At 58.0% G+C, this 1027-nt stretch carries 1 protein-coding gene; it reads left to right on the top strand.

Annotated features, from left to right (window positions below):
- Positions 1-121: 121 nt before the first annotated feature.
- Positions 122-1027, top strand: a 906-nt coding sequence (locus RMO15_RS31755) for a GspE/PulE family protein (RefSeq protein WP_309722851.1), incomplete at its 3' end; no start/stop codon positions are given.

Raw genomic sequence — 1027 nt, 5'->3', positions numbered from 1 at the left:
TCCCTGCCCCCACCGGCAACGATGAAGTAGATCCTGCCTACGAGTTCGGCCAGCGGGGATAGACAGAGCAGGATTTCCCCTCGTCACTGATGAATCTCTTCTTTCAGGAGAATAACGGAAGATGAGTATGCCAGGATCGGGGCCGGGGGGGACATCTCCCGCCATTCAGGGACCTGCTGTTCAGATGGTCAATGCGATGGTCAACGAGGCCGTTCGCTTGGGAGCCAGTGATATCCATATCGAGCCGCGTGCCAACTGCCTGGAGGTGCGCCTGCGAGTGGATGGGGTGCTCCAGAGCTGGAAAGATCTCCCCAAAGACCTGCAAGATCCGATTGCAGTGCGCATCAAAGTACTCGCCGATCTGGATATCAACGAGAAGCGCTTGCCCCAAGACGGGCGTATCGCGATCACGATGCCAGGCAAGTCGTTCGACCTGCGTATCTCTAGTTTGCCCGTGCTCTATGGCGAGAAGATCGTCATGCGCCTTCTGGACCGCTCGATGTCGGTGCGGCCTCTGGAAGGGCTAGACTTCTCACCCAATAACCGAGAGGTTTTTGAGGAGCTAATCCGAAGCCCACTGGGACTGGTGCTGGTGACCGGGCCGACAGGCTCAGGCAAGACCACGACGCTCTACGCGGCATTGAATGTCCTACGCAGCAAGACGATTAATATCGTCACGTGTGAAGACCCGGTTGAGGTCAATATGGAGGGCATCAACCAGAGCGCGGTCAATGAGAAAGTGGGCCTGACTTTTGGCCGTCAGCTCCGTGCGATCTTGCGCCAAGACCCGGACACGATTCTGGTCGGTGAGATGCGCGACCAAGAGACCGCCGAGATCGCCTTCCGTGCGGCCATGACGGGTCACTTAGTTCTCTCTACACTCCACTCCAACGATGCCCCGACCTCGGTGACTCGTTTAATTGACATGGGAGTTCCTCCGTTTCTGATTGCCTCGGGGCTGATTGGAATGGCGGCGCAGCGTCTCGTGCGACGGCTCTGCATTCGTTGCCGTCGGCAAGCACCGCCA

Source organism: Armatimonas sp., assembly GCF_031410135.1.
Classification (GTDB): domain Bacteria; phylum Armatimonadota; class Armatimonadia; order Armatimonadales; family Armatimonadaceae; genus Armatimonas.
Note: the sequence above shows the minus strand (reverse complement) of the source record. Positions and strands in the feature narration are given on the sequence as shown.